The 18,397-nt window shown below is 65.7% G+C and carries 16 protein-coding genes and 2 pseudogenes; 10 read left to right on the plus strand and 8 right to left on the minus strand.

The window, feature by feature from the left end; translation table 11 throughout:
- Nucleotides 1–469: pseudogene (locus JNN06_RS15555) on the plus strand (ABC transporter substrate-binding protein); the annotation flags it as partial.
- Between the two features lie 122 nt (nt 470–591).
- On the opposite strand, the gene JNN06_RS15560 reads toward JNN06_RS15555, so the two are convergent.
- The 7 genes from JNN06_RS15560 to JNN06_RS15590 all read right to left on the minus strand — a co-directional run bounded on the left by JNN06_RS15560 (nt 592) and on the right by JNN06_RS15590 (nt 8,928).
- Nucleotides 592–1,806: a phenylacetate--CoA ligase family protein gene (locus JNN06_RS15560; RefSeq protein ID WP_291240507.1), complete on the minus strand. Its 1,215-nt coding sequence runs from the start codon at nt 1,804–1,806 to the stop codon at nt 592–594.
- 14 nt (nt 1,807–1,820) lie between these two features.
- Entirely contained in the window at nt 1,821–2,669 is an 849-nt protein-coding gene (locus JNN06_RS15565) for an ABC transporter ATP-binding protein (protein WP_291240508.1), read from the minus strand.
- 58 nt (nt 2,670–2,727) lie between these two features.
- Nucleotides 2,728–4,023 (minus strand): ABC transporter substrate-binding protein, encoded by a 1,296-nt coding sequence (locus tag JNN06_RS15570; protein WP_291240509.1) that lies wholly within the window; start codon nt 4,021–4,023, stop codon nt 2,728–2,730.
- 69 nt (nt 4,024–4,092) lie between these two features.
- Nucleotides 4,093–5,169 (minus strand): branched-chain amino acid ABC transporter permease, encoded by a 1,077-nt coding sequence (locus tag JNN06_RS15575; RefSeq protein WP_291240510.1) that lies wholly within the window; start codon nt 5,167–5,169, stop codon nt 4,093–4,095.
- A gap of 3 nt (nt 5,170–5,172) precedes the next feature.
- Nucleotides 5,173–6,159 carry a branched-chain amino acid ABC transporter permease gene (locus tag JNN06_RS15580; RefSeq protein WP_291240511.1) on the minus strand — a complete coding sequence of 329 codons (987 nt, stop codon included), beginning with the start codon at nt 6,157–6,159 and terminating at the stop codon, nt 5,173–5,175.
- On the minus strand, nt 6,152–6,964 hold the full coding sequence (locus tag JNN06_RS15585; protein ID WP_291240512.1) for an ABC transporter ATP-binding protein: 813 nt from the start codon (nt 6,962–6,964) through the stop codon (nt 6,152–6,154). The genes JNN06_RS15580 and JNN06_RS15585 overlap by 8 nt, the downstream gene beginning before the upstream one ends.
- On the minus strand, nt 6,961–8,928 hold the full coding sequence (locus tag JNN06_RS15590) for a long-chain fatty acid--CoA ligase (protein WP_291240513.1): 1,968 nt from the start codon (nt 8,926–8,928) through the stop codon (nt 6,961–6,963). The genes JNN06_RS15585 and JNN06_RS15590 overlap by 4 nt, the downstream gene beginning before the upstream one ends.
- A gap of 219 nt (nt 8,929–9,147) precedes the next feature.
- On the opposite strand from JNN06_RS15590, the gene JNN06_RS15595 reads away from it, so the two are divergent.
- The 3 genes from JNN06_RS15595 (at nt 9,148) to JNN06_RS15605 (ending at nt 12,061) form a co-directional block, all read left to right on the plus strand.
- Nucleotides 9,148–11,076 carry a PAS-domain containing protein gene (locus JNN06_RS15595; RefSeq protein WP_291240514.1) on the plus strand — a complete coding sequence of 643 codons (1,929 nt, stop codon included), beginning with the start codon at nt 9,148–9,150 and terminating at the stop codon, nt 11,074–11,076.
- Nucleotides 11,073–11,774, plus strand: coding sequence for a response regulator transcription factor (locus JNN06_RS15600; RefSeq protein ID WP_291240515.1), 702 nt, complete (start codon nt 11,073–11,075; stop codon nt 11,772–11,774). The genes JNN06_RS15595 and JNN06_RS15600 overlap by 4 nt, the downstream gene beginning before the upstream one ends.
- Nucleotides 11,775–11,863: 89 nt before the next feature.
- Nucleotides 11,864–12,061 carry a hypothetical protein gene (locus tag JNN06_RS15605; protein ID WP_291240516.1) on the plus strand — a complete coding sequence of 66 codons (198 nt, stop codon included), beginning with the start codon at nt 11,864–11,866 and terminating at the stop codon, nt 12,059–12,061.
- A gap of 66 nt (nt 12,062–12,127) precedes the next feature.
- Here the strand turns inward: JNN06_RS15605 and JNN06_RS15610 are convergent, their stop codons facing one another.
- Nucleotides 12,128–14,068 carry a lytic transglycosylase domain-containing protein gene (locus JNN06_RS15610; protein ID WP_291240517.1) on the minus strand — a complete coding sequence of 647 codons (1,941 nt, stop codon included), beginning with the start codon at nt 14,066–14,068 and terminating at the stop codon, nt 12,128–12,130.
- Nucleotides 14,069–14,206: 138 nt separating this feature from the next.
- On the opposite strand from JNN06_RS15610, the gene dapA reads away from it, so the two are divergent.
- From dapA to JNN06_RS15640, 6 genes and pseudogenes are all read left to right on the plus strand, one after another.
- Nucleotides 14,207–15,079, plus strand: coding sequence for a 4-hydroxy-tetrahydrodipicolinate synthase (gene dapA / locus JNN06_RS15615; RefSeq protein ID WP_291240518.1), 873 nt, complete (start codon nt 14,207–14,209; stop codon nt 15,077–15,079).
- 124 nt (nt 15,080–15,203) lie between these two features.
- The gene (locus JNN06_RS15620; RefSeq protein WP_291240519.1) at nt 15,204–16,070 is read left to right on the plus strand and encodes a DMT family transporter; all 867 of its coding nucleotides are present in this window, start codon (nt 15,204–15,206) and stop codon (nt 16,068–16,070) included.
- Between the two features lie 43 nt (nt 16,071–16,113).
- On the plus strand, nt 16,114–16,644 hold the full coding sequence (locus JNN06_RS15625; RefSeq protein WP_291240520.1) for a Hint domain-containing protein: 531 nt from the start codon (nt 16,114–16,116) through the stop codon (nt 16,642–16,644).
- Between the two features lie 49 nt (nt 16,645–16,693).
- A complete protein-coding gene (gene smpB / locus JNN06_RS15630) occupies nt 16,694–17,173 on the plus strand; it encodes an SsrA-binding protein SmpB (RefSeq protein ID WP_291240521.1) in 480 nt (159 codons plus the stop codon).
- Between the two features lie 134 nt (nt 17,174–17,307).
- Nucleotides 17,308–18,168 (plus strand): 3-mercaptopyruvate sulfurtransferase, encoded by an 861-nt coding sequence (sseA, locus tag JNN06_RS15635; RefSeq protein ID WP_291240522.1) that lies wholly within the window; start codon nt 17,308–17,310, stop codon nt 18,166–18,168.
- Nucleotides 18,169–18,172: 4 nt separating this feature from the next.
- Nucleotides 18,173–18,397: pseudogene (locus tag JNN06_RS15640) on the plus strand (aromatic amino acid aminotransferase); the annotation flags it as partial.

The raw sequence follows: 18,397 nt of genomic DNA on the forward strand, positions 1-18,397 counted from the left end.
GGTGAACCAGGTCATCAACTCGGGCAAATCCGAGACCGCGATGTAGGGCGACTTTGAGCGCATCTTTGCGAAATACGCCGATGTCGGCGCCATTGCGCGCTCGGCGCTGGGCCCTTCGGCGCGCAGCGCCTCGGCGGCGCAGATGAAGGCCTTCACCGCCGCCTATCAGGGCTATATCAGCCGCAAATATGGCCGCCGTTTCCGCGAATTCATCGGCGGCAAGATCGAAGTGACCGATGCCAAGCCGCTGAAAAGCTATTTCGAGGTGATCTCGATTGCCCGGCTGCAAGGCGAGTCGCCCTTCGATCTGCGCTGGCATGTGTCGAACAAATCGGGGCGCGATTTGTTCTTCAACATCATCATCGAGGGCGTGAACATGCTCGCCTCCGAGCGCGAGGAAATCGGCGCGATGTTGAAAAAGCAAAAGGGCGATCTGGATGCGCTGGTGGCGGCGCTGAAAACCGCCTGAGCCATTGTCAGAAAAGATCAAGGGCGGTCCCTCTCGGGGCCGCCTTTTGCTTTGGAAAAAGGCCGCGCCCCGAGGGGCGCGGCCAGGTCACAGGCCGGGGGGATGGGGCCTTGGAAGCAGGGTCAGCCGTAGCTGCGGCGGTCTTCGATCACCTTGCCGTCATTGGGCAGGCTGCCGGGCGCGACGATCTCGACCCGCCCGCGCAGTTTCAGCGTTTCCAGCACCGAGCCTTCGTAAAGCGCGGGGTTGGAGGCGCGGCTTTCCACCTGCACGGTCATGGCATCCATCTCGCCCTCGCGGGTGGCGATGACGCGGGCGCGCGCCACCTCCTCGTGCCGGGCGACGAATTCGGCCACCTGTTCGGGGCGCACGAACATGCCCTTGATCTTGGTGGTCTGGTCGGCGCGGCCCAGCCAGCCCTTGATGCGCAGATTGGTGCGACCGCAGGGCGATTGCCCCGGCATCAGCGCCGAAAGATCGCCGGTGGCAAAGCGCACCAGCGGGTAATCGCGGTTCAGCGTGGTCACCACCACCTCGCCCACCTCGCCCATCGGCACCGGATCGCCGGTGCCGGGGCGCACGATCTCCACGATCACGCCCTCATCCAGGATCATCCCCTCCATCGCCGCGCTTTCATAGGCGATATTGCCCAGATCGGCCGTGGCATAGCATTGCAGGGTGAAGATGCCGCGATCCGCATATTCGCGGCGCAAGCTGGGGAACAGCGCCCCGCCACCCACGGCGGCGCGGGTGATCTTCAGCCGCTCGCCCATCTCGTCGGCGCGGTCGAGGATGATCTTGAGGTAATCCGGCGTGCCCGCATAGGCGGTGCTGCCCACATCCACCGCCGCGCGCACTTGCAGATCGGTCTGGCCCGTGCCCGCAGGCAGCACGGCAGCCCCCACCGCCCGCGCACCGGATTCAAAGATCATCCCGGCAGGCGTCAGGTGATAGCCAAAACAGTTCTGCACAATATCGCCGGGCCCGACACCACAGGCATGCAGAAAGCGACCCATGCGCCACCAGTCATGGCTGGTGCGGCCAATCTCGTAGATCGGGCCGGGCGACTGGAACACATGTTCAAACCGCCCGCCCGTGGGCAGGAAGCCCCCGAGCGGCGGGTGCCGCTTTTGCGCACCCGAGAGGTCAGCCTTGCGGATCACCGGCAGGCGCGCCAGCGCGGCGAGGCTGGTAATCTGCGCGGCCTCCACCCCGGCCAGGCTTGCCGCCATGGCGGGGGCGCTTTGGGCATGGGCGATCAGCGCGGGCAGGTCGCGCGCCAGATCGGCTTCGCGTTGATCGGCAGAGCGGGTTTCGAGCGCGTCGAAATGGGGCATGGCCGTCTCTCCCCTCACGCCAGCCACCGCTTGCGGCGGCGATAGCTGCGCACATCACGGAAGGATTTCCGGCCCTTGTCGGACATGCCGAGGTAGAATTCGGCCACATCCGGGTTCTCGCGCAGCTCTTGCGCGCTGCCCTCCATCACCACCCGGCCCGATTCCAGAATATAGCCGGTATGGGCATAGCGCAGCGCGACATTGGTGTTCTGTTCGGCCAGCAGGAAGGTGACGCCTTCGCCCGCATTCACCGCTTTCACGATCTCGAAGATCTGCTCCACCAGCTGCGGCGCCAGACCCATCGAGGGCTCGTCCAGCAGGATCATCTCGGGGCGCGACATCAGCGCGCGGCCCATGGCGACCATCTGCTGCTCACCGCCCGAGGTATAGCCCGCCTGGCTTTTGCGGCGTTCCTTCAGGCGGGGGAAGTATTTGTAGACCATCTCAAGATCGGCGTTGATGGCCGCCTTGCCATCGGTGCGGGTATAGGCGCCGGTCAGCAGGTTTTCCTCGACCGTCAGATGTTCAAAGCAATGGCGGCCCTCCATAACCTGAATGACACCCATCTTCACCAGCTCGGCCGGGTTGAGGTCTTGCACCCGGCTGCCGCGATAGGTGATCTGGCCCTTGGTCACCTCGCCGCGTTCGGAATGCAGCAGGTTGGAAATGGCCTTGAGCGTGGTGGTCTTGCCCGCGCCATTCCCGCCCAGAAGCGCGGTGATGCCGCCCTTCGGCACCGAAAGGCTGACACCTTTCAGCACGAGGATGACGTGATTGTAGATCACCTCGATATTGTTGACCTCCAGCAGGGTCTCGCCTGCATTCGGGGCTTTGGAAGGGGCGGTTCGGGTCGCGTCAAGCATGGCTCTGGCCTCGCAGCATGGGGTGCGGGGGCGGGCGGTGTGCCGCCCCCGCGGCGCATCAGTTGCAGCGCTCGGTGATGGTGTTTTCCTTGGCGAAGGCGGCGCTGTCCTCGGCCACCAGCGGGTTCAGCACCTCGTCATCCGGCGCGATGAAGCCGGTGATCAGGTTCCATTTCTTCGCCGCCGCATCCCATTGCTGGATCATCGCAGCACCGGGGCCGCCGTGATCGGCGCAAGAGGCCGCGAAGGGCTGGCCAAAGTTCGGCAGGCCCAGCTCGACCATGCGCGCCTCGGTGATCTCCAGCTGCTCGAAGCCGTCGCGCACCTGTTTGGCGTTCACCGCGGCCGTGCCGTGGATCTCTTGCGCCTTGCGGATCGCCTCGGCGATGACCATGGCCGCATACATGCCGCGCGAATACAGCACCGAGCCGACCTGATCGCCCGCGCCCGCCGCCTTGCCCGCGTCGATCACATATTTCTTCAGATCGGCATAGACCGGGTAATCCATCCCGGTGCCGTGCATCGCCAGCGATTTATAGCCATTGGCGCCCTCGCCCGCCGGGGTCACGTCATTCTCCGAGCCCGACCACCAGATGCCGATGAAATTCTCCATCGGGAAGCGGATATTCGCGGCCTCCTGAATGGCGACCGAGTTCATCACGCCCCAGCCCCAGAACAGCACGTAATCCGGCTTGTCGCGGCGCACTTGCAGCCATTGGCTTTTCTGCTCCTGGCCGGGGCTGTCGATCGGCAGTTCGGCCAGCGTGAAGCCATGCTTTTTCGACAGCTCTTGCAGGGTGCGGATCGGCTCCTTGCCATAGGCGGAGTTGTGATAGAGCAGCGCGATCTTCTTGCCTTCCAGGCTGCCGCCATTCTGGTCCAGCAGGTGTTTCACCGCGACGCTGGCGCCATCCCAATAGTTCGCGGGATAGTTGAACACCCATTCAAACACCTTGCCATTGGCGGCAGAGGTGCGGCCATAGCCGGGGGTGTAAAGCGTGATGCCATCGGCGGCGACCTTGGGGATCAGCTGATAGGTGATGCCGGTGGAGAGCGGGTTGTAAACCAGCGCGCCCTGGCCCTTGGTGGCCTCATAGCATTCCACGCCTTTTTCGGTGTTATAGGCGGTTTCGCATTCCGGCACCTGCACCTTTTCGCCGCCGATGCCGCCATCGCGCTCGTTCAGCAGGGTGAAGTAATCCATGAACCCATCCGCATAGGGAATGCCGCCGGCGGCAAAGGGGCCGGTGCGATAGCTGAGGTTCGGCACCACCAGATCGGCGGCCGCAGGAGTGGCAAAGCCCGCGCTTGCGGCAATCGCCGCCGCCGCCAGCAGGGTGAAGGTCTTTTTCATCTTGGGTTTCCTCCCGTTCGAGATGATCCCGGCGCCTCCCCGCGCCGGGGTTTCAGATCGGCCCGCCGCTCAATGCGGGAAGGGCCAAAGGCGCAGTTTCTCTTTCGCCACGCGCCACAGCTGCGCGAGGCCATGCGGTTCAAGGATCAGGAAGGTGATGATCAGGCCGCCGACGATCATCAGCTCGATATGGGCGGCCAGATCGGTGGGCCAGCCCAGCCCCCCCACCAGCACATTCTTGAGGAACACCGGCAGCAGCACCAGAAACGCCGCCCCGGCAAAGGAGCCGAACATCGACCCGAGGCCCCCGATGATGATCATGAACAGGATCAGGAAGCTTTTCTGGATGCCAAAGGCCTCGCCCACCTCTGCCGCGCCCAGATAGACCGCGAAGAACAGCGCGCCCGAAACCCCGATGAAAAAGCTGGAGATGGCGAAGGCCGACAGCTTGGTGGTCAGCGGGTTCACCCCGATGATCTCGGCGGCGATGTCCATGTCGCGGATCGCCATCCATTTGCGCCCCACCATGCCGCGGGTCAGGTTGCGGGCCAGCCAGGCCAGCGCCACAAGGATGACGAGGCAGAACAGATACTTGGCCCAGGCCGGGGTATTGGCGCCGGTGACGGCGATGCCGAACATGCTGCGCTCGGGCGCGGTGATCTGACCCGAGGCCGAATAGTTGTAGAACCACGGCACCTTGTTGAACAGCCAGACAAGGAAGAACTGCGCCGCCAGCGTCGCCACCGCAAGGTAGAAGCCCTTGATCCTGAGCGAGGGCAGGCCGAACAGCACCCCCACACCCGCCGTCACCCCGCCCGCCAGCAGCACATGCAGCAGCACCGGCACCTCGGGGAAGGCGGTCATCAGCTTGTAGCAGGCATAGGCCCCCACCGCCATGAAGCCGCCGGTGCCAAGGCTGACCTGCCCGCAATAGCCGGTCAGGATGTTCAGCCCGATGGCGGCAATGGCATAGATCAGGAAGGGCACGAAAACCGCATTGGCCCAGTAATCGTTGATCAGGAAGGGCACGACGCCAAAGGCCACCGCCAGCAGGGCGAAATAGGCCATCCGATCCGCCTTGATCGGGAAGGTCTGGCTGTCCTTGGCATAGGTGGTCTTGAAATCACCGGCTTCACGATACAGCATCGATCACACCCTTTCGATGATCTTCTCGCCAAACAGGCCCTGCGGCCGGAAGACGAGGAAGAGAAGCGCCAGCACATAGGCGAACCAGTTCTCGGTCGCGCCGCCGATCAGCGGGCCTGCGAAGAACTCGAACAGTTTCTCGCCCATGCCGATGATGAGCCCGCCGACAATGGCACCGGGGATCGAAGTAAAGCCGCCCAGCATGAGGACCGGCAGCGCCTTCAGCGCGATCAAGGACAGCGAGAATTGCACCCCGGATTTGGAGCCCCACATGATGCCCGCGACCAGCGCTACAAACCCGGCAATCGACCAGACCAGCACCCAGATAAAGCGCAGGCTGATCCCCACCGAGAGCGCGGCCTGATGGTCATCGGCCACCGCCCGCAGGGCGCGGCCATATTTGGTGTATTGGCTGAACAGGGTCAGCGCCAGCACCAGCACACCCGCCACGAAGGCTGCGATGATGTCGAGATTGTCGATGAAGAACCCATAGCCGAAGGCGTTGAAGGTCACCGCGTCGATGGTCTCGTTGATGCCTTGCGGCAGGCCCACATCCAGCTTCTTGATGTCGGCCCCCCACATCACATCGCCCAGACCTTCCAGGAAATAGGCCAGGCCGATGGTCGCCATGAACAGGATGATCGGGGCCTGATTGACCAGATGTTGCAACACGATGCGCTCGATCGCCCAGGCCAGCCCCACCATGACCACCGCCGTCAATGCGATGGCGACGACGGCGGGCAGGGTCCAGCCGAAATGGTGCAGATCGGTGCCGAAGCTGGCGTTGATGACATGGGCAAAGGGGATCTGCCCCTGCTGCAAACCCACCAGCGTGAGCGCGGCAAACAGCGCCAGCACGCCTTGGGCATAGTTGAAGATGCCGCTGGCCTTGAAGATCAGCACGAAGCCAAGCGCCACAAGGGCATACATGATCCCGGCCATGAGACCATTGAGCGAGACCTCGATGGCGTAAAGCAAAGTGTCAGGCATGTTCCACCCCCAGATAGGCCCGGATCACATCGGGATTGCTGCGCACCTCATCCGGCGGGCCGTCGCCGATCTTCTTGCCGTAATCCATCACCACCACGCGGTCGCTCAGGTCCATCACCACGCCCATGTCATGTTCGATGAGGGCGATGGTGGTGCCGAATTCGTCATTCACATCCAGGATGAAGCGGCACATGTCTTCCTTTTCCTCGACATTCATCCCGGCCATGGGCTCATCGAGCAGCAGCAGTTTCGGCTCCGCCGCCAGCGCGCGGGCGAGTTCGACCCGCTTTTTCAAGCCATAGGGCAGGCGGCCCACCGGGGTTTTGCGGATGGGCTGGATTTCCAGAAAGTCGATGATCTTCTCGACCTTCTCGCGATGCGCCACTTCCTCGCGCTGCGCCTTTCCCCACCACAGGGATTGCGCGGCAAGCCCGCTTTCCATCAGGGTCAGCCGCCCGGTCATGATGTTGTCCAGAACCGTCATGCCCTCGAACAGCGCGATGTTCTGGAAGGTGCGGGCGATGCCCTGGCGCGCGACCTCATAGGGGCGCATCGGCGCGCGCTTTTGGCCGCGAAACCAGACCTCGCCCTCTTGCGGCACATAGAAGCCCGAGATGACGTTGAGCATGGAGGATTTGCCCGCGCCATTGGGGCCGATGATGGCGCGGATCTCGCCCTCGCGGATGTCAAAGCTGATGTCGGTGATCGCCTTCACGCCACCAAAACGCAGCGTGATGTTCTTCATCTCCATCAACACGCCGCCGATCTTGCGGCCGTCGGCGGTGGTATAGCCCTCGGCGCTCATGCGGCGGCCCTCCGGTCGGGGGTGCGATTGGGGGTAACGGTGGCCGCGTCCATCATGCGGACGTTGGCGCGGATGGCTCCTTTGCGGCCATCCTCATAGGTCACCTCGGTTTCCGTCGCGACCGAGGCGGCGCCGTCATAAAGGCCCGCGATCAGATCGGCATATTTGGTCTCGATGACATTGCGGCGCACCTTGCGGGTGCGGGTCATCTCGCCATCATCGGCGTCCAGTTCCTTGTGCAGGATGCAGAAGCGGTGGATCTGGCAGCCCGACAGCACGGCATCCTCTGCCACCGAGGCATTCACCTCGGCCACATGGCGGGCGATGGTCTCGTAGACGCGGGGATGGCCCGCCAGCTCCTGATAGCTGGAATAGGCGATGTTGTTGCGCTCGGCCCAGTTGCCCACGGCGGTCAGGTCGATATTGATGAAGGCGGTGCAGCGGTCGCGGCCATTGCCGAAAACCACGGCCTCCAGAATATTGGGGAAGAACTTCAGCTTGTTCTCCACATATTTCGGCGCGAACAGGCGGCCATCGGCCATCTTGCCCACATCCTTGGCGCGGTCGATGATCCGCAGATGCCCCGATTTTTCTTCGAAAAATCCGGCATCGCCGGTGGCCACCCAGCCCTCTGCATCCTTGGTCGAGGCGGTGCTTTCGGGGTTCTTGTAATATTCCACGAAAGTGCCGGGGCTGCGGTAGAACACCTCGCCATTTTCCGCGATCCGCACCTCCACACCGGGCGAGGGCACGCCCACGGTATCCGAGCGCACCTCGCCATCGGGCTGCTGGGTGATGAACACCGTGGCCTCGGTCTGGCCGTAAAGCTGTTTCAGATTGATGCCGAGCGAGCGGTAAAAATCGAAGATCTCCGGCCCGATCGCCTCGCCCGCGGTATAGCCCACGCGGATGCGCGAAAAGCCGAGGGTGTTTTTCAGTGGCCCGTAAACCAGCTTGTCGCCGATCCAATAGGCCAGACGGTCGCCCAGACCCACCGGCTTGCCATCAAGGATCGCGGGCCCCACCCGGCGCGCGATTTTCATGCAGCGGTCGAACATCGCCTTTTTCAGCCGCCCGGCATCCTCCATGCGGATCATGACTTGCGTCAGCTGCCCCTCGAACACCCGGGGCGGCGCGAAGAAATAGGTCGGTCCGACTTCCCGAAGGTCGGTCATCATGGTGGCGGCGCTTTCGGGGCAATTGACGCAAAAGCCCGTCCACATCGCCTGCCCCACCGAAAAGATGAAATCCCCCACCCAGGCCATCGGCAGATAGGCCAGCACATCATCGCCGGGGCGCAGCTTGTCGAACCCCGAGGTGTTGCGCGCGGTTTCGATGATATTGCGATTGGAGAGCACCACGCCCTTGGGCTTGCCGGTGGTGCCCGAGGTGTAAAGCATCACGCAAGTGCTGTCGTAAGTCAGCGCGGCGATGCGGGCCTCCAGTTCGGCCTCGAAGCGGAAATGGCCGGCCTTGCCCTCGGCCTCCACATCGGCCAGCGCGTTCATCCGGCTGTGGTCGTATTTGCGCATGCCGCGCTTGTCGACATAGACGATCTGCTCCACCAGATGCAGGCGGTCCTGCACCTCGATCACCTTGTCCACCTGCTCCTGATCACCGCAGATCACAAAGCGCGCGCCGCAGTTTTCCAGCACATAGGCCATCTCCTCGGCCACGGCGTCCTGATAAAGCGGCACCGGCACCGCGCCGCACATCTGCGCGGCGATCATCGACCAGTAAAGCGCCGGGCGGTTGCGCCCGATGATGGCGACATGATCGCCGGGGTTGAGGCCAAGCGCCAGAAAGCCAAGCGCGATGCCGCGGATCTCGGCCGCGCCTTCGTCCCAGGTCCAGCTTTGCCAGATGCCGAATTCCTTTTCGCGCCAGGCTGGCCGTCCGGCGTAAAGCCGGGCGTTGCGTGCCAGCAGGGCGGGAATCGAGGTCAACTCGTCCGTAGCCGCCATATCATCCTCCCTCATGTCCCCCGTCCCGCCTGTGCGGCTTCGGGGCTGCCCCTCCTCAAGGGCCGCGCGGCGAATCCTGCCCGCCACGCCTGACAGGGGCCAGATTTGCCGCCAATGGTTGCGCGACTTTTTCGCAATCCTTTCGAATTGTAACGGCGGGCTTTTCCCTCTTTCCGCGCCGCTGCTGCCGGTGTTAGCCATGCGGTAGGGGGGCATCTCATGGCCAGCGACGAGGAACAGACAGGCCTGATGCTGGCCGGGTTGAACCTGATCCAGCAGGCGCTGTCGATCTATGACAGCGAGCTGAAACTGTCGGTCTGGAACCGGCGCTTTGTGGAAATGTTCGCGCTGCCCGAACATCTGGCCACCAAGGGCGCCAGTTTCGAGGCGACGATCCGCCATCTGGTGCAGCGCGGCGAATATGGTGCGGTGGATGACCCGGAGGCCGCCGTGCAGGCCCGCGTGCAGGCCGCCCGCGCCTTCAAGCCGCATTACATGGAACGCGAGCGCCCCGGCGGCTTCTGGATTTCGGTCGAGGGCGCGCCGCTGCCGCAGGGCGGCTGGATCACCGTCTATACCGACATCACCGAGGTGAAACTGCAGGAGCGGATGCTGCGCGACCGCTCGGTGGAGCTTTCGGGTGAGGTGCTGGCCAAAGCCGAGCGTCTGGCCCATGCCAACCGCCAGCTGGCCGCCAGCAATGCCACGCTGGAGGAAACCAAGCGCCAGCTGACCGAGATGGAGGCGCGCATCCGCCTGACGACCGAGATGATGCCTGCCCATATCGCCCATGTCGGGCGCGACCTGCGCTATACCTATTCCAACCGCCGTCTGGGCAGCGTGATGCCGGGGCGCGCGGCAGACATCATCGGGCTGACCGGGCGCGAGGCGCTGGGCCCGGTGAACTTTGCCCGCATCCTGCCCTGGCTGCACAAGGCGCTGGAGGGCGAGCCTTCGGTGTTTGAATTCACCGATGATGACAGCGGGCGCCGCATCCGCGCGGCCTTCACCCCGGATCAGGAGGACGGAGCGGCGGTGAACGGCGTCTATATCCTGTCGATGGATGTGACCGCCGAGGCGCAGGCCCGGGCGGCCCTTGCGCAGACCCGCAAGCGCGAGCTGGCGGCGCAGCTTACCTCTGGCGTGGCGCATGATTTCGCCAATCTGCTGACCATCATTCTGGGGCTGCAATCGCGGCTGGAACGCATGGCGCTTCCCGATGAGGCGCGGGCGCTGGTCTCGGGCACCTTGGCGGCGGCGCGGCGCGGCGGCGTGTTGCTGGACCGGATCGCCACCATTTCGGGCCGGCCGGCGCTCAAGCTGGGGCCGACCGATCTGCCCGCGCTGCTGGAGGATCTGCGGCTGCTGGCCTCGCCCACCTTGCCCGCCCAGACCCGGCTGGAGGTGCATCTGGGCGGCCCGCTGCCGCGCCTGTCGCTGGATGCGGGCGGCTTGCAGGATGCGCTGCTGAACCTGATCCTGAACGCGCGCGATGCGATGGCGGGCCGGGGCGGGCTGATCCGCATCTGCGCCCGCAATCTGCGCGACACCTGGATCGAAATCCGGGTGGAGGATGAGGGGCCGGGCTTTTCCGGCCCGGCGCTGGATCACGCACTGGACCCGTTCTTCACCACCAAGGGCGGCGAGGGCTCGGGCCTTGGCCTGTCGATGGTGTTTGACCATATCACCCTGTCGGGCGGCTCGATCCGGCTGATGAACAAGCCCGAGGGTGGCGCCGTCGTCTCGCTGCGCTTGCCCTTCCGCCCGGTGGCCGAGGCCGCGCCGCCGATGCTGGTGCTGCTGGTCGAGGACGACCCCGACATCCGCGAAACCGTGCGCGAGATGCTGCGCGGCCTTGGCCATGCGGTGATGGAGGCGGCCACGGTGCCCGAGGCGCTGATGCTGGCCGAATTGCCGGGCATCGGGCTGGTGCTGTCGGATATTCAGCTGGGCGCGGGCAATGGCGCCGATCTGCTGCGCGGGCTGATGGCGCAGGGCCATCCCGCGCGGATGCTGCTGATGAGCGCGCTGCCCCCCGCCGATCCGCGCCGGGCGGGCGCCCCGGTGCCGGTCTTGGGCAAGCCCTTCGACGTTGACGCGTTGTCCCAAGCGATTGCCATGGCCTTGGGCCGGGAGGTCGCCGCATGACCGCCCATGTCGCCATTCTGGATGACGAGCCGGAGATCCGCCGCATGCTGGCCGATGCGCTGGAGGAGGCGGGCTTCAAGGTCACCACCCATGGCCGCGCGACCGAGTTTGAAGCCGCGCTGAAACGCATGACCCCCGATGTCTGCCTGGTCGATCTGGGCCTGCCCGACCGCGACGGGCTGGCGGTGGTGCATCGGCTGGCGCTGGAATCCGGCGCGGCCATCATCATCATCTCGGGCCGGGCGCAGGTGCAGGACCGGGTGACGGGGCTGGAGCTGGGCGCCGATGATTACATCATCAAACCCTTCGACCCCGCCGAGGTGGTGGCGCGGGTGCGCGTGCGCTTGCGCAAGGCCCGCACCGAGCCAGAGCGCGGCAGCCAGACCGCGCGTTTCAACGGCTGGACGGCGCAGTTCGACCGCTATCTGCTGGTGGCCGAAGATGGCAGCGAGGTCACCTTCTCTCATGCCGAGGGCGAGGTGCTGCGGCTGTTCCTCGAAAGCCCCAAACGGCTGATCTCGCGCGCGCAGATGCAGGAAAGCCTTGGCGGCGCGGCGGGCGAAAGTTTTGATCGCGCGATGGATGTGCGCATCTCGCGGCTGCGCACCAAGCTGGGCGAAGACCCGAAGAACCCGACGCTGATCAAGACGATCTATGGCGCGGGATATATCTTTCTGGGCGATGTGATCTGGGCCTGAGGCTTCGCGCGCCGGGGCGACGAATCTGCTGGCATGGCGCGGCGTTCCGTCGCATGCTGAGCCCCGCGCGTGAGGTTTGGGAGGACCGCATGAACAAGATTGTTGCCCTGATCTGTGTGGTGAGTTGGTCTGGCTTTTGGGCCTTCGGCTATCTGGCGCTGTCTGCCGGGGTGGCCGAGACCGGGCAGATGGTCACCGCCGCCCTGCTGGCCGCTGTCGGATTTTTCACCGGCATGGTGGCCTGGCTCAAACTGGCGCGCAGCCCCAGCCTGATGCTCAAGGCCTGACGCTGAAAGCCTGAGGCGCGCCCGGCTTTCATCTTGGCCCAAATATCCGCGCCGCAGGCTCTGCCCTCAGCCCTTCAACTCTGCGGTCAGCCGGATCGGCCCAGCCACGCCGCGCAACTTGGCGCGATAGATCACCAGCGATTCCGACACCCGCATCACATAGGTGCGGGTTTCCGAAATCGGGATCATCTCGACCCAATCGACAATATCCACCGCTGCGCTGCGCGGATCGCCGAATTCGGTGATCCAGCGGCGCGGGCGCCCCGGCCCGGCATTATAGCCCGAGGCGACCAGCGCCACCGAAGGCCCGAATTCCTCGACCAGCTTGGCAAGATAGGCGCTGCCCAGCGTGGCGTTGAACTGCGGATCGGTGGTCAGCCGGGCCAGCGTGAAATCCAGCCCCAGCCCGCGCGCCATGCGCTCGGCCGTTTCCGGCATCAGCTGCATCAGCCCGCGCGCGCCCGCCGTGCTTTGCGCCGCGATGTCGAACTCGCTTTCGCGGCGCGAGATCGCCAGCGCGAAGGCCCGTGACACGGCCAAGCCTTCGGAGGGGATCAGATCGGGCATCGGGTAATAGGCGTCGGGCAGGATCACCCCGCGCTCGGCCGCCTGTTTCGCCAGCAAGACCGCGATATGCGGCTGGTTCAGCGTCAGGGCCAGATCGGCCAGCGCCGCCAGATCGCTGTCGCTCTGGCTTTCTCCCAGATGCAGGAAAAACCGCTTGGCCTGCGCAGGCTCGCCCGCTTTCAGCAGCAAAAGCCCGGCCTCCAGCACCGAAGACCGCGCGAAGGGCCGGTCTTGCCATCTGGCGCGGCTTTGCGGCGTGATCAGGGCGGTATCCAGCGTGAGGCCCAGCTTTTCAGCGGCTAGTTGGCCGTAATAGGCGGTCTGGTGGCGGGCGGCGCGGGTGTAGTGGTCGCGGGCGGCGGGGTCGCCCATCGCCTCCAGCGCCTGGCCCTGCCAATACAGCGCGCGCGACACGGAAATGGGCGTGGCCACCGCCGCCTCCAGATGGCGGAAATGGGTCAGCGCAGTGGCCGGATCATTCAGGCTGCGCAGGGCAATGAACCCCGCCAGAAACTCCAGATCGGCATAATTGGCGCCCTCGCGCAGCTGATGGCTGGCGGCGATGCGGTAAGCCTGGCGCGGCTCGGCATCGCGCAGCAGGTGGCGGGCCAGTTGCGCCCGGCGCTTGGCCCAGGCCTCGGGCCGGCCAAGATCGGCTTGCGCCAGCATCAGATCGGCAGCTTCGGGCCAGAGGTCGCGGTAAATGCGCCAGTCCATCCGGGCATGGGCCAGCAGCGGGTGATCGGCCAGGGTGGGCGGCACCGCCTTCACCAGCTCGTTCACCCCCTCGGCCCGCGCGATCAGCGCCAGCCGCGCCCGCGCCAGCGCCGCCATGCCGGGCGAGGCCAGCGGCAGCACGCGGCGGGCTTCGGCGGTCTCGCCCTCCCACAACATCGCCTCCAGCCGCGTATCGGCCAGCGCGGCGAGGCCGGGGAATTGCGCCAGCAAGGCGGCCTGCTCGGCATCGCTCAGCGGCAGATCGGTGAAGGCGCGGCGCGCCTCGGCCTCGGCCTCGGCTGCCCGGCCAGAGGCGGCAAGCGCCTGAATGACCGCCAGCGCCCCCCCCGCCGTGCGCGGCAGCCGGTCGCCAAAGAAGGCCAGCACCCGCGCAGGCGTGGTCGAGCGCGCCACTGCGATCTCGCCCTTTTCACGCAGCAGGGCGAGGCCCGGCCAATCCGGGCGGCGCGCCAGAAAATCCTCATATTCGGTCAGCGTGCCTTCGCCCGCGCGCAGCCGCTGCCACTGGATCAGGTCGGCGCCCACGCTCGATGAACCCATGGCCAGCGCCGCCGCGCGATCCCAGTTCTTGCGCCCGGCCTCGTTCAGCGCCAGCCGCAAGGCGCTGGCGGCATCGGTCTGGGCGAGAACGGGGGCTGGCAGGCTCAGCGACAGGCCGATCAGCAGGGGGGCGAGCATCTTCATGCGCGGAATCTGCCGCATCTGCGGCATGGCGGCAACTCACATCCGCGGCAAAGCGCGGAACCCCGCCAGCGGGCGCTTGGCAAGGGCCGCGCGGGCGGCTAGAGGGAGGGCGTTCAACCGGGCCAGCGCTTGGCCCCACACTCGGAGATGCGTGTCATGTTCAAAGGCTCTATGCCCGCCTTGGTCACGCCGTTCAAGAACGGCGAGCTGGATGTGAACACGCTCAAGAAACTTGTGGACTGGCAGATCGCCGAGGGCAGCCATGCCATCGTGCCGGTCGGCACCACGGGCGAAAGCCCGACGCTGAGCCATGAGGAACACCGTCAGGTCATCGAGATCGTGGTGGAAACCGTGGCAGGCCGGGTGCCGGTGATCGCCGGGGCAGGCTCCAACGCCACCGCCGAAGGCGTGGGGCTGGTGCAATTCGCCCAGAAGGCCGGGGCCGATGCTGCTCTGGTGGTGACGCCCTATTACAACAAGCCGACGCAGGCGGGCATGATCGCGCATTACACCGCGCTGCATGACGCGAGCGACCTGCCGATCGTGATCTACAACATCCCCGGCCGCTCGGTGGTGGATATGTCGCCCGAGACGATGGGCCAGCTTGCCCGGCTGCCGCGCATCGTGGGCGTCAAGGATGCCACCGGCAAGATCGAGCGGGTGAGCCAGCAGCGCGCCAGCTGCGGTGCCGATTTCATCCAGCTGTCGGGCGAGGATGCCACGGCGTTGGGCTTCAACGCTCATGGCGGCGTGGGCTGCATCTCGGTCACGGCCAATGTGGCGCCGCGTCTCTGCGCGGAGTTCCAGGAGGCCACCCTGCGCGGCGATTACGCCTTGGCGCTGGAGTATCAGGACCGGCTGATGCCGCTGCATGAGGCGATCTTCCTGGAGCCCGGTCTGGCGGGAGCGAAATATGGCCTCTCGCTCTTGGGCCTGTGCAGCGAGGAGGTGCGCCTGCCGCTGGTCGGGCTGACCGATGGCACCAAGGCGCGCATCAAGGCGGCGATGGAATTTGCCGGCCTTCTGTAAGCGGCTGATCCGAGGGCAGAAGAGGGGGCTTTGCCCCCGCCCGTTCCGGGCTCCCCCAGGATATTTGGATCAGGTTGAAGGGGCGCGGTGATCAGCGCCCTTTTGCGTTTCGGGAGGGGCGGCGATGACCGACAATCTGCGCGGCAGTCTGTTCATGGTGATGGCCATGCTGGGCTTTGCCATCGAGGATATGCTGCTCAAACGTGTGGCGATGGCGGGCATGCCGGTGGGGCAGGTGCTGATCCTGTTCGGTGGCGGCGGCTGTCTGCTGTTTGCCGCGCTGACCCGCGCGCGGGGCGAGGCGATCTGGCACCCGGCTGTGGTGCAGCCGCGCATGCTGGTGAAAGCCGGGTTCGAGGTGATGGGGCGCCTGTTCTTCACGCTGGCGATTGCGCTGACGCCGCTGTCCAGTGCCAGCGCGATCTTGCAGGCCACGCCTTTGGTGGTGGTTGCGGGGGCGGCGCTGATCTTTGGCGAGCGCGTGGGCTGGCGGCGCTGGACGGCGATTCTGGTGGGCCTTCTTGGGGTTCTGGTGATCCTGCGGCCGGGGCTGGAGGGGTTCTCGCTCGCCTCGCTGCTGGCGGTGGGGGGGCTTTTGGGCTTTGCGGGCCGTGATCTGGCGACGCGGGCCGCGCCCAAGGTCTTGTCGAACTTCCAGCTGGGCATTTACGGCTTTCTCGCCATGGTGCCGACGGGGGCTGCCTTGCTGGCCTGGCAGGGCGGCGCGCTGCGCCCGGATGCGGCGATGGCGGCGCAGCTGGGGCTGGCGGTCTGTGTCGGCGTCTTTGCCTATTGGGCGTTGACGGTCGCCATGCGCAGCGGCGAGGTGAGCGTGGTGACGCCCTTCCGCTACACTCGCCTTGTGTTTGCGCTTATTCTTGCCATGCTCGTATTTGGCGAGCGGCCGGATTCGGCCACGCTGATCGGCTCGGCCATTGTTGTGGCCGCCGGTGTGTACACCCTGATGCGGGCCGGTCGCGCGACGCGCTGAGCCGGGCCGGACCGGCGCCAGGGTGCGGTAAAGGGTGGGCGTGATGCGCGTAGAGCAGCAGTCGTTTCTGGGCATGGCCGGGCTGGGCGGTGCAACGCTGGTGGAAACCGCAAGCGGCTGGTGCCGTGCCGCCGATCTGGCGCCCGGCGATCTGCTGCATGTGCATGGCGGCGGCCTGCGCCCGGTGCAGGCGGTGCGGTGCCGCGACGGGGCAGGGGGCGCCTGGCTGCACGTGCCCGGCGGCGCGCTGGACAATTGCGCGGCGCTTTGGCTGGGGGCGGCGCAGCTGGTGCTGATTGATACGTTGCGCGATCCGGCGCTGCCCGATGCGATGGAGGTGCTGGTGCCCGCCGAGGCTTTGGCCGGGCTGCGCGGCATGAGCCTGCACGCGGCGCCCGCCGCCTTGCCTCTGGTCACCCTGCATTTCGACGAGGAGGAAGTGATCTGGGCGCAAAGCGGGCTGACCCTGCATGCGCCTTGTGTCACCCGCCCCGATACGCTGTGGCTCAGCCGCGATTTCGCGCAGCTCTCCGGCGCTGCCGCCCGCGCCTTTCTGGCCCGGCGGCTGGCCTGATCCGCGTGATCTGGACTTTTGCCGGGGCAAGCCCTATCTGATCAGGACCATGGCACCGAAATCTGATCCCAATTCCAAGCTGATTGCCGAAAACCGCCGCGCGCGGTTTGATTACGCCATCGAGAGCGATCTGGAGGCCGGGGTGATGCTGCTCGGCTCCGAGGTGAAATCGCTGCGGCAGGGTGGCTCCAATCTGGGCGAAAGCTATGCCAGCGTGGAGGGGGGCGAGCTGTGGCTGATCAACAGCTATGTCGCGCCCTATCGCGAGGCGAAGACCTGGGGCCATGAGGAGCGGCGGCGGCGCAAGCTGCTGGTCTCGCGGCGCGAGCTGTCGCGGCTGTGGAATGCCACCGCGCGCGAGGGCATGACCATCGTGCCGATGAAATGGTATTTCAACGAACGCGGCATCGTGAAGATCAAGCTGGGCGTCGCCAAGGGCAAGAAGCTGGCCGACAAACGCGCCACCAGCGCCGAACGCGACTGGGGCCGCCAGAAGCAACGCCTGCTGAAACACGGCGCGCGCGACTAGCGCGCCCCCGATTTTTCGTCGAAAAATCGCGCCACGCTTCAGCCGTGCAACAGTGTTAGCGTGCGACAGCGCCTTGTGGCTTGCCTGCCTGCCCCCTTGTGATAAAGCGGGGCCGATCACAGGAGGAGCCGCCGATGACTTCCCCCCTCAAGGACGATCCGAAAACGCTGGTCTCGACCGACTGGCTGGCCGCCCATCTGCGCGACCCTGATCTGCGCGTGCTGGATGCCAGCTGGTATTTGCCCGCCATGAACCGCGATGCGAAGGCGGAATATGCGGCTGGGCACATCCCCGGCGCCCGCTTCTTCGACATTGACGAAATCAGCGACCTGCGCTCGGATCTGCCGCATATGGCACCGCCGGTGGAGAAATTCATCGCCCGCATGCGCGCCATGGGCGTGGGCGACGGGCATCAGGTGGTGGTCTATGACGGGCAGGGCCTGTTCTCGGCGGCCCGCGTCTGGTGGCTGTTCCGCCTGATGGGCAAGACCGACATCGCCGTGCTGGATGGCGGCCTGCCGAAATGGAAGGCCGAGGGGCGCGATCTGGAAGACATGCCCCCCATCGTGCGCGACCGCCACATGACGGTCAGCCGTCAGGCGGGCCTTGTGAAGGATGTGACGCAGGTGGCCCATGCCTCCAAGCTGGGTCTGGCCGAGATCATCGACGCCCGCCCCGCCCCGCGCTTTCGCGGCGAGGTGGATGAGCCGCGCCCCGGCCTGCGCGCGGGCCATATTCCCGGCGCGCGCAATGTGCCTTTTGCCGAGGTGCTGAACCCGGATGGCACCCTGAAGGACGTGGCCGCCCTGCGCGCGGTGTTTGAAGGCGCGGGCGTCGATCTGGCGAAGCCCGCCATCACCACCTGCGGCTCGGGCGTGACGGCCGCCGTTCTGGCGCTGGCGCTGGAGCGGCTGGGCCACCGGAATTGGGCGCTCTATGACGGCTCCTGGGCCGAATGGGGCATGTATGAAGATCTGAAGGTCGCGAAAGGGTAAGGCGATGTTCGAGGCATTGAAGGCGCAACCGCAGGACAAGATTCTGCAACTCATCCAGATGTTCAAGGATGATCCGAGAACCGACAAGATCGACCTCGGGGTGGGCGTCTACAAGGACGCGACCGGCCTGACCCCGGTTATGCGGGCCGTGAAGGCCGCCGAGAAAAAGCTGTGGGAGACGGAGACCACCAAGACCTACACCGGCCTTGCGGGCGAACCGGCCTACAAC

This window comes from Gemmobacter sp. (assembly GCF_016792925.1).
GTDB lineage: Bacteria > Pseudomonadota > Alphaproteobacteria > Rhodobacterales > Rhodobacteraceae > Gemmobacter.

What these genes read in the sequence shown, in the direction of transcription:
- JNN06_RS15560 (WP_291240507.1), bottom strand. Translation starts at nt 1,806, where the DNA reads ATGCCCCATTTCGACGCGCTCGAAACCCGCTCTGCCGATCAACGCGAA.
- JNN06_RS15610 (WP_291240517.1), bottom strand. Translation starts at nt 14,068, where the DNA reads ATGCGGCAGATTCCGCGCATGAAGATGCTCGCCCCCCTGCTGATCGGC.
- JNN06_RS15570 (WP_291240509.1), bottom strand. Translation starts at nt 4,023, where the DNA reads ATGAAAAAGACCTTCACCCTGCTGGCGGCGGCGGCGATTGCCGCAAGC.
- JNN06_RS15565 (WP_291240508.1), bottom strand. Translation starts at nt 2,669, where the DNA reads ATGCTTGACGCGACCCGAACCGCCCCTTCCAAAGCCCCGAATGCAGGC.
- JNN06_RS15595 (WP_291240514.1), top strand. Translation starts at nt 9,148, where the DNA reads ATGGCCAGCGACGAGGAACAGACAGGCCTGATGCTGGCCGGGTTGAAC.
- dapA (WP_291240518.1), top strand. Translation starts at nt 14,207, where the DNA reads ATGTTCAAAGGCTCTATGCCCGCCTTGGTCACGCCGTTCAAGAACGGC.
- sseA (WP_291240522.1), top strand. Translation starts at nt 17,308, where the DNA reads ATGACTTCCCCCCTCAAGGACGATCCGAAAACGCTGGTCTCGACCGAC.
- JNN06_RS15590 (WP_291240513.1), bottom strand. Translation starts at nt 8,928, where the DNA reads ATGGCGGCTACGGACGAGTTGACCTCGATTCCCGCCCTGCTGGCACGC.
- JNN06_RS15625 (WP_291240520.1), top strand. Translation starts at nt 16,114, where the DNA reads ATGCGCGTAGAGCAGCAGTCGTTTCTGGGCATGGCCGGGCTGGGCGGT.
- JNN06_RS15580 (WP_291240511.1), bottom strand. Translation starts at nt 6,159, where the DNA reads ATGCCTGACACTTTGCTTTACGCCATCGAGGTCTCGCTCAATGGTCTC.
- smpB (WP_291240521.1), top strand. Translation starts at nt 16,694, where the DNA reads ATGGCACCGAAATCTGATCCCAATTCCAAGCTGATTGCCGAAAACCGC.
- JNN06_RS15600 (WP_291240515.1), top strand. Translation starts at nt 11,073, where the DNA reads ATGACCGCCCATGTCGCCATTCTGGATGACGAGCCGGAGATCCGCCGC.
- JNN06_RS15620 (WP_291240519.1), top strand. Translation starts at nt 15,204, where the DNA reads ATGACCGACAATCTGCGCGGCAGTCTGTTCATGGTGATGGCCATGCTG.
- JNN06_RS15575 (WP_291240510.1), bottom strand. Translation starts at nt 5,169, where the DNA reads ATGCTGTATCGTGAAGCCGGTGATTTCAAGACCACCTATGCCAAGGAC.
- JNN06_RS15585 (WP_291240512.1), bottom strand. Translation starts at nt 6,964, where the DNA reads ATGAGCGCCGAGGGCTATACCACCGCCGACGGCCGCAAGATCGGCGGC.
- JNN06_RS15605 (WP_291240516.1), top strand. Translation starts at nt 11,864, where the DNA reads ATGAACAAGATTGTTGCCCTGATCTGTGTGGTGAGTTGGTCTGGCTTT.